The organism is Bradyrhizobium sp. WYCCWR15520 (assembly GCF_056174665.1).
This window is the reverse complement of record NZ_JBWBWM010000100.1, coordinates 1-8,290: the sequence shown is the minus strand read 5'-3', so window position 1 is coordinate 8,290 and position 8,290 is coordinate 1. Positions and strand designations below refer to the sequence as shown.

6 protein-coding genes and 2 pseudogenes are annotated in these 8,290 nt (G+C 60.7%); 7 read left to right on the top strand and 1 reads right to left on the bottom strand.

Annotated elements, in window-relative coordinates; translation table 11 throughout:
- Positions 1-442 (top strand): hypothetical protein (locus tag AC0QUY_RS41765; protein ID WP_474417183.1); only part of this gene is annotated, 442 nt, incomplete at its 5' end.
- A 265-nt stretch (positions 443-707) separates the two neighbouring features.
- Positions 708-881 (top strand): hypothetical protein, encoded by a 174-nt coding sequence (locus tag AC0QUY_RS41760; RefSeq protein WP_161855417.1) that lies wholly within the window; start codon positions 708-710, stop codon positions 879-881.
- Positions 882-1,658: 777 nt separating this feature from the next.
- Here the strand turns inward: AC0QUY_RS41760 and AC0QUY_RS41755 are convergent.
- Positions 1,659-2,117, bottom strand: a complete 459-nt coding sequence (locus tag AC0QUY_RS41755; RefSeq protein WP_161855416.1) for an MFS transporter — start codon at positions 2,115-2,117, stop codon at positions 1,659-1,661.
- A gap of 412 nt (positions 2,118-2,529) precedes the next feature.
- Between AC0QUY_RS41755 and AC0QUY_RS41750 the strand changes: the two are divergent.
- The 5 genes and pseudogenes from AC0QUY_RS41750 to AC0QUY_RS41730 all read left to right on the top strand — a co-directional run bounded on the left by AC0QUY_RS41750 (position 2,530) and on the right by AC0QUY_RS41730 (position 7,127).
- Positions 2,530-3,317: pseudogene (locus AC0QUY_RS41750) on the top strand (ArdC family protein).
- Positions 3,317-4,369: pseudogene (locus tag AC0QUY_RS41745) on the top strand (DUF7146 domain-containing protein). The pseudogenes AC0QUY_RS41750 and AC0QUY_RS41745 overlap by 1 nt, the downstream one beginning before the upstream one ends.
- A 346-nt stretch (positions 4,370-4,715) precedes the next feature.
- Complete coding sequence (locus AC0QUY_RS41740; protein WP_161855415.1) at positions 4,716-5,273, top strand: hypothetical protein; 558 nt, start codon at positions 4,716-4,718, stop codon at positions 5,271-5,273.
- Positions 5,274-6,403: 1,130 nt separating this feature from the next.
- A complete protein-coding gene (locus AC0QUY_RS41735) occupies positions 6,404-6,721 on the top strand; it encodes a DUF736 domain-containing protein (RefSeq protein WP_161855414.1) in 318 nt (105 codons plus the stop codon).
- 166 nt (positions 6,722-6,887) lie between these two features.
- On the top strand, positions 6,888-7,127 hold the full coding sequence (locus AC0QUY_RS41730; RefSeq protein ID WP_161855413.1) for a hypothetical protein: 240 nt from the start codon (positions 6,888-6,890) through the stop codon (positions 7,125-7,127).
- The last annotated feature ends 1,163 nt before the right edge of the window (positions 7,128-8,290 follow it).

Sequence of the window (8,290 nt, the reverse complement as noted above, 5' to 3'; positions counted from 1 at the left end):
ACGCTACGAGATCAACCGCTTGCCGCTTGTAGTCGTCCGTAAACGACCGACGTTGACGTCCTTCCATCCGACACCTCCTGGCTCTTCGAGCCTACTACAGGTGTCCATCAATTCGGAGGAGGTTCAAAGATCTGAAGAAGCGCTTTCCAATGCTTCAGATCAGAATTTACGATGCGCAGACGATGACTCGAGAAGAGGTATCGGCTCCGCGCGCTTAGGTGCTCATCGAAAGGATTTTGATGTGCGCGCGGCAGGGACTAAGCCGCACAACGATTCGAACCTAAGCCTGTCCCTGGCGGTAGCTCGTGATGAGCTGTCCAAGCCATTGAGCGGCAGTCGATTTTGTAGCGGCGTGAGGTTTGACATTACACGCTTTTCGGGTTTGAAGGCCGGAAAGCTTGCGATTTTCATTTTTGCGATTCCAGCGAATAGCGGGTCGTGATTCCGTGGTCGCATCGGAGCAGAAGATAGCGACCCAAGGAACGATGGGACGACGGACAGGTCGATCCTCTGCGCTCGCGGCTGGGCGCATCATCCACATGAAGCATGCTGGTGACGTTTGCGTGCACGATCTATTGGTCGTTCCTCGAGGAACGGTTCGGCGGTTTACCAGGACAAGCCGGGCCGACGACCGCTGCTGACGCGGCTGACTTGCCGTCCTCAAGCCCACCCACGACCTTTCCGATGAAGGGCTGTGGGAGTGCTGGATGAGAAAGTCCTATTACCAGTTCTTCTGCGGCGAGGAGTTCTTCCAGAACCGCCTGGTGTTCGATCGTCCCCCGCTGACGCGCTACGACGAATGGTTTTCGACAAAGGCTATCGCGGCTACAATGCGCCAGCCGATTACACATTCAGGGCGTTTGGCCCGAGGCGGCGGGTGACGCCACACGCGAGCTGCGCGGCCGCTCAGTCGTCGAACCGGCCGTCGGCAATCTCAAGTCCGAACACCGGTTGGGCCGCAACTATTTCTGGCACCGCTAGGGCGATGCCACCAATGCCATCCTCGCCCGCCGCCGGCTACAACTTCCGCCGTCTCCTCCGCTGGCTGCAGCTCTGTTGCGCCAAACCCTCGTCCAGCTCATTCTCCGCCTTCAGCTTGTCCCGAACTGAAATCCGGGTTCTTTACGGACGACTCTCTATCCACTTGTCTCGTCCTGTACGGATTCCAGCCGGTCCCCATTCGATATGCGCTTGCCCGGCACCGGATACAGGGCCGGGTAAACGCGAGCATCCGGAGCGTGGTGTGGGGCTGGCGCCACTGGGCGCGCTGGTCGGCGGCGGCGGGTGCTGCCATTGGGCCTGCGTGCCACGTTGCTGGCCAGCAGCGTGCTGGGTGCGGCGCTGGTGCTGTGGTTGGCGGTCGCCGCTGCGACACACGCACAGTTTGCGTCTCTAACCGGCAGACGGGACCGCTTATGGTGATCAAAACATTGGACTAGCTTGGCCTTCACCGCTGACTAAATCCCTTGGCCAACCAAAGGGACTGACACAGTGCCACGCACACCACCGCGACCCGGTGAGAAGCGCCGCCAAGCTCATGCCTCCAGCGCTGAGCGCCTGCGCGACCAGCACCGGCCCGAGGCCGATCGCACGTCCCGCCCACGGTGCGGTGACCGCGCCGACGGCGCCACCGAGTGCACCGATACCGAGCATTATGCCTACGGGTCCCGTCTTCCAAACCCAGATCTTTCGTCAGGTGCAGCAGGAAAGCCGCCGAATGTGCGGTACCAAAAGATGAAGGTGCCAGTGGCCAACGTGACTGCCTGCAGAATCGGGTGCCGAACACACTGGTTAGCCCTCAGCCATTTGGCCGAGTAGCTGGTCGACGCGACCGCTGATCGCGCGGCCGCGCGCATCGGCACGAGCGTCAGCAATGCAGCGGCGAGCAGGAACGAGGCCGAGTCGGCCAGGATCGCAGTCGGCGCGGAGAACGCGCTCACCAGCCAGCCGGCTAGGAGCGGACCGCTGCCAATGCGCGCGCCTGCGGAGCTCAACAAACTCTGCGCCTGGACCAGCCGAGTCTGGTGCACCAGGGTTGGTACGCACGCCAGATAAGCCAGCTCGGCGATTACCGCCGCCACCCCGACCAGCGCCGTCGCCGTACACAGCTGGACCATCGATTATCCGAGGCCCACCAGCAGCGGAATCGTGGCCAGCTTGCCGCCAAGTTGGCGATCAACAATATCCACTGGTGCGAGAGGCGATGCACGGTAACGCCGGCGAACGCGCCCGCCATCAGGTACGGCGCCAGACCGCAAGCCAGCAGCAGCCGGTCTGCACGGGTCCCGCGCCCAGCAGAGTGATCGCGGTAGGCGGCAGCGCCAGCGTGGTCACCCGGGAGGTCAGCAACGACACCGTCTGGCCACGACCTGGGCTTCGAGAAGGATGGGACTCTGGATCGCATTCACTGTCGAGACCCACCGATGGCCAAGACGAGGAGATCTCCAGAGCCAAGAGTGGCGGCCTTGATTGTCGTGACGGGTTTATAGCCGCGAGAGAGGCTCGCGGTGCCCGTCGCGGAGAATCGCGATGTTCAGGCACAATCAAGTTTCGCAGAGCAGCCCCAGCCGGACCAATTTTTATGACGAGATTACGAATAGGCTGATTGCCGAGCTAGAGGCGGGGTGCGTGCCCTGGGTCCAGCCGTGGGGAACGGCCGCGGCGAAGGCGCCGCTTGCCATGCCTTACAACGCAGCAACACATCGGCGATATAGCGGCATTAACATCCTGATCCTATGGGGCGCTGTATTCCCTTTCTGAAACGTTTTACGGTCTTCAATACCGACCAATGTGACGGGCTGCCAGCCGAGGTGTCGACTATGGCGCCTCTCCCGTTACCTCACATGATCGAGCCGCAAGTCGAAGCGCTGATTAGTGCCAGCTGCATCGATCTTCGGATCGGCGGTTACCGAGCTTTCTATTGTCCTTCTGAGGACTACGTTCAGGTGCCATTTCCGGCCGCCTACTTTGGGCCGATCAATTGGCACCGCACGGCTCTGCACGAGTTGGGTCATGCCAGCGGCCATTCCTCTCGTCTCAACCGGGATCTATCCGGAAGTTACGGCACCAAGAAATACGCCTTCGAGGAAATCATCGCGGAAATATCCGCTGCATTCTGCTGTGCTTCGCTCGGCATCGTGCCGACCGTGCGGCATGCGGACTACATTAGTTCGTGGCTTGAGGTGCTCCGCGAAGACAATCGCGCAATCGTCCGCGCCGCTTCGCAGGCCAGCAAAGTCGCGGATTATCTGCTCGCGTTCTTGCCTGATCTCGCCTTGAGCCCAGCGGAAGAACCTGCCCACGGCGAGGCCGCCTGATGCTGTTCGATTCTTCCGAACTGGCATGCCGCCTCGCGCGCGAGGCCGAGTCGGTATGCCGCCACTATCTCTCCAACGGTCGGCGCGTGGGGCGCTACTGGCTGGTCGGCGACGTCCGCAACACGCCTGGCCGCTCGATGTTCGTGCGGTTACTGAAATCTCCGAAGGGAGCTGCGGGCAAATGGACCGACGCCGCCACGGGCTAACATGGTGATCTCCTCGACATCATCCGCGAAACCTGCGGCCTCATAGAATTTCGCGGTGTCGTGAACGAGGCAACGCGCTTCCTTGAGCTGCCTCGGGCGCACCCGGATCTCCCAACGAAGCCCGTCCGCGCAACAGTAAAGGCAGGATCGCCGGAAGCGGCGCGGCGGCTGTTCGCGATATCTCGGCCGATCGACGGGACCATCGTGGAGGCGTATTTGCGCGGACGCGCCATTTTTGAGCCGCACCACGGAGCGAGCCTGCGCTTCCACCCACGCTGCTACTATCAGCTCGATGAGGACGCGCGGACCGAGATTTGGCCTGCAATGATTGCCCGCGTCACCGATCTCGATGGCCGGATGACAGGCGCGCATCGGACCTGGCTCAATCCCGAGGGTTTTGACCCGGTTAGGCTCGGCAACGCGCCGATCGACACACCACGACGGGCAATGGGCGATCTGCTCGGCAACGCAGTTCGTTTCGGTACGGCGAATGATGTGCTTGTCGCGGGCGAAGGGATCGAAACCATCCTGTCGCTGCGCAACGCACTGCCTGCCTTGCCGATGGCCGCCGCACTATCGGCCAATCACCTCGCTGCCATGCTGCTCCCGCCGACGCTGCGTCGCCTCTACATCGTCCGGGATGCGGATGCAGCGGGAGACGCAGCAACGGCCGTCCTAAGGCAGCGCTCGGAGGCTGCTGGTATCGTGGCGATCGCTTTGTCTCCTCGGTTGGGAGATTTTAATGAGGATCTCCGCACGTTCGGCATCCACGAGCTTCGAGCGGCCATGCGCATTCAGCTCGCGCCGCAGGACGTTGCCCGCTTCTTGGTGATGGCGGAGGGTTAAAGCCAGCGTTGCTGGCGCCGTCGTCACGGCAGGTCGATGGAAGGTCCATGGTGCCGGGAGAGGCCGTGCCCTGGCCTTCTAGAGGGCGATCGGACAGCAATCGGAACGGACCGCCAATGGCTGCGCCCGGCTATTTTCCGCCGGCGCTGTTCACCCCGCGAAGAAAGTTACGCGGGGGCCCGGCCACGCGCCTTTGCATCGCGAACCAAAATAGCCGGACTTCGCCATCCTCCGCTGTCGCTGCGGCCCTTCGCTTCGCTTCGGGTTCTGGTCCGTTCCGCCCGCCGTCAGGTGATCGCACGAAGGCCGCGATGGGCGCGGCCGATCCGGGCAAAGGACCTCGACCATGACATCCGATCGCAACGACCTCGATTTCGAACCAACGCACGGCTCATCCCCGATTGATCACGTCATTAGCGAACTTCAGCTCTTTGGCTACCGTGCTTTCAACGACGAGCCAGACCCGAGATCGCTTCCCGAAAGCAAGATGATCGTGGGTGCTGTCGCCGATATCTTCGACGCCCTCGTCGCAACCCTAAGCGACACTCGCCTCGACCCGGATCTCGATGACCTGCTCTGGTCGACCGTCAACCTGCACCGTGCAACAGAGCGCATTGAGCGCGAGCTCGACGACAATGAGCAAGCGCAGCGGAAGAGCCAGCGTGAGCAGGACGGCTCGGAAATCAGATCGGTCGAACTCGAGCGGCTCACGGCCGATTTGCTTTCAAGCCCGACTGGACCGAGCACGGCCAAGGCCGCACCGTTCAAGCGCAATGATGCGATGCTGGAGATCTTGCCGATCGGCGTCATGGTCTTCCCCGGCACTGGCATCCAGAGCAATCTCGCCGACAAGGCGAAACGACTCGGCATCCCGGTCTGGAAGTTTGGGGATAGCGGCGCGTGAGCGGCGTCCATGCCGATTTCGAAATCTCCCTGCATAGGGTAAGCGTCGTAACCGACGCAATCGCGCCACCCGGGCACATTCGCCACCTCGAAGCGGTTAGACAGTGAGCCTATTTCCGGCTTTGGTGTGGAACCTCGCGTCCAGGTCATGGTGAACGCGCGAATGGCTCTCGGACTTCGTCAATACCTTCGCATCGGGTATTCTGCTCCGATCTTTGCTCTCGCCTAGACGCCCTTCCATTCCTAGTTAGGTTCACTGCCGGCGTGATGGATTTCCTAGTGCGCGGGCGCCATCGGTTGCGTTGCTCGTCGGCATCGCTGCCGCCGCGCTGATGCTCCGCATCGATCAGATCACCTTTGCCATCGCGCGGTCATTCGTCTTGCGCGCCGCCATGGCGGCAGTCTTTGCCACGCCGGCGGCCGTTGCTGGTTTTCATGTGATTCTTGGATATCGGACGTTGGGGTGCCCATCCTCGCTTGGTGCGGTGACACGGAATCGGGCGCGTATGACCGTATTGGCCGAGCTTGGCCCGCTTCAGTCAGTCAGGGAAGGGCGAACCGAACGTCAACCAGTTCTCGCGGCCAGGACGGCTATAGCCCTTCGGCTCGGCGCCCAGGGTTCTCTTCAATCGTTAGGCGCGTCGAGATCGCCAAGAACGGGTATCGCAGCGAGAGGCGGTCTCCTCAGAGCACTTCACGGCCGTTATGTCGATCATTCGCCTGGTAGTGTCGGCGCGGGCGTTCTCTAACGGCTATTTCGGCGGCCGACGCCCGAATTCTCCCGCACGTTTGTTCCTTTCTTCGCTGAACCGCTAGACCTTTTGTACAGGACAACCAATGTCCGCCGCCCCGTCTCCTTAAGGCTTTTCAGCGCATGGACGCACCTTGCCTCTTGATGGCTTGATCTGGCCGAAGACCGGCTCCGCCTCGATCGTCTGAGCCGCAACGCCGCCGTTAAGACTTTCTTCCCCTGGGCTGACGCCCATTCCTCGCGAGCCAAGAAAGTCTTCCGGCTAGCGTCCTCCGCTGCGCTCCGGCCCGCGAGCGGATGCGTCGCCGATCGTCATTCGGCCTCTCGATCACCATCGAGGCCGCGGTGGTCGCGGGCTCGAAAATTCAAGGAGAAGTGACATGGCTAACATCGGTTCCTTTAGGAAGGTCGGCAATGATTTTCAGGGCGAGATCGTCACCCTGAGCGTGCAGGCGAAGGGCGTCCGCATCGTCGCCGAGCCCAACCGCACAAACGAGAACGCGCCCAGCCACCGCGTCTACGTTGGCCGGGCCGAGATCGGGGCAGCCTGGTCGAAGCGCTCAGAGGAGGGCCGTGACTACCTTTCGCTCAAGCTCGATGATCCTTCGTTCAACGCGCCGATCTACGCGAACCTGTTCGAGGATGAAGACGAAGGTCATACCCTGCTCTGGTCGCGGCCGCGGAAGAGCGGCGACTGAGGTTCTCTCCACCGAGCCCCGCCCAACCCACTCGGGCGGGGCCTTTTAGCCGTGCGACGGAAGCCGTTAATCTTTTGTTTACCTGAACTTAGGCAAGCGATTCGGCGCGGCATCTCAATTCGTTCCCGCGAGATTGCCGCAGCCGAGTCGGTGAAGAGTCAACCTCATGAGCAACAAATATACTGCATCGCGATCGGCGCGACTCACCCTATTTCTCGGCCATTACAAACGCGTTCACCGCTTCACGGAGCTGACGATGGCGAGTCCGGTCATGTTGTTTCCCGATCCAGAAACGGTGACGCTAAAGCGCACCTGCCTGGCGCAAATGATTATCAGCCTTGCCGCGCTGACGTCGACTGGCGTCCTGCTAACGAAAGTCGTGACGGTGATGAATGGATTACATTAGAGCCTCGGCCAACTCAGGGCAGAGCTGGCAGAAAGGCTGTAAGAATTTGAGGGCCGGACTGCACGGTGCCCTAAGCGCCATTCGGTCCGGCCCAACCGTTGGTCGGTCCATTCAGACCAAAGCGACGTCGACCATCCAAACGTTGCCGCCGCAGGCATCGTGCTAGGAACGAGCAGAAGGTCGTTGAAGACTCACTTCTTCATCTTCTTCTTTTTGGCCTTTTTAACGGTAGTCTTCTTCGCTTTCTTGGCCATATGCCCCTCCCTTAAATCTCAAATGAGATCGCTTACTGCGCAGACCGGAATCGGCCCGCACACAAGAAATCGTACCACGGAATTTGCAAGATTGACATTGAGAGCCCGTGGGGCTACCGCGTTCGAGTGTTGCCGTGGGGCCAGTACGGGGCGAGAGAAGGGTTCTCGCAACCACGGCCGGTTGGCATTGTGTGATCCGGCGTTGGGCGATCCGCAGAGACACTAGCAGAAACTTGCGCGGCATGATCTGGACACTGGCGGATTATGGCTAGCTTGAATGCGCTTTGCGGAGTTCCAACGATGATACTCGCGAAGAGAGGCTATTCTGATTGGGCATGCGCCGACCGGGTCAGTCATCCCTCGCCCAGGCCCTTCCAATCGGGCCGCAATTGATGCCTCCTGTGATCGATTATGAAGGTTCCGGAAACTTGACGCCAGCTCATTTTGCCACCGGACGTCGTAATTGCACGCGGATGCTTGACCGAAGATGCGGCAGCCGCCAGGAGGCGCTAATAGCAAAGAGTCAAAGAGTGCAGCGCAAAATAGCCGTAACGGGATGGGCATGATCCACAGCGCTGGCGAATGTGTTTGCAAGCGAAACTGCTCCGCGGTTGCGCGATGTCCCGCTGTCCCCTGATCGGGTAAAAGCGCCCTTGAGCTACCCGAGCTATCCGTCAACCTTTCGATTGCATCCTTTCACAGACAGCACGGCATAGATGAATGAGCCGTTCCGCAATCGCCGCACAAACAGAAGAGGGGACTCCAGTCGGCGCGGTGAGACCTAGTCGTGCGTGAAGAACTTCCAAGCCATTGAGCGGGAGTCGAATTTTCTGGCGAGAGGCGTTTTGAGATTGCAAGCTTTCGGGCTTTGGGGGCCCAAAAGCTTGCAATTTTGCTTTTGAGGATTCC

Coding starts and splice junctions, on each gene's coding strand:
- AC0QUY_RS41760 (WP_161855417.1), top strand. CDS start 708: ATGAGAAAGTCCTATTACCAGTTCTTCTGCGGCGAGGAGTTCTTCCAG.
- AC0QUY_RS41755 (WP_161855416.1), bottom strand. CDS start 2,117: ATGGTCCAGCTGTGTACGGCGACGGCGCTGGTCGGGGTGGCGGCGGTA.
- AC0QUY_RS41735 (WP_161855414.1), top strand. CDS start 6,404: ATGGCTAACATCGGTTCCTTTAGGAAGGTCGGCAATGATTTTCAGGGC.
- AC0QUY_RS41740 (WP_161855415.1), top strand. CDS start 4,716: ATGACATCCGATCGCAACGACCTCGATTTCGAACCAACGCACGGCTCA.
- AC0QUY_RS41730 (WP_161855413.1), top strand. CDS start 6,888: ATGAGCAACAAATATACTGCATCGCGATCGGCGCGACTCACCCTATTT.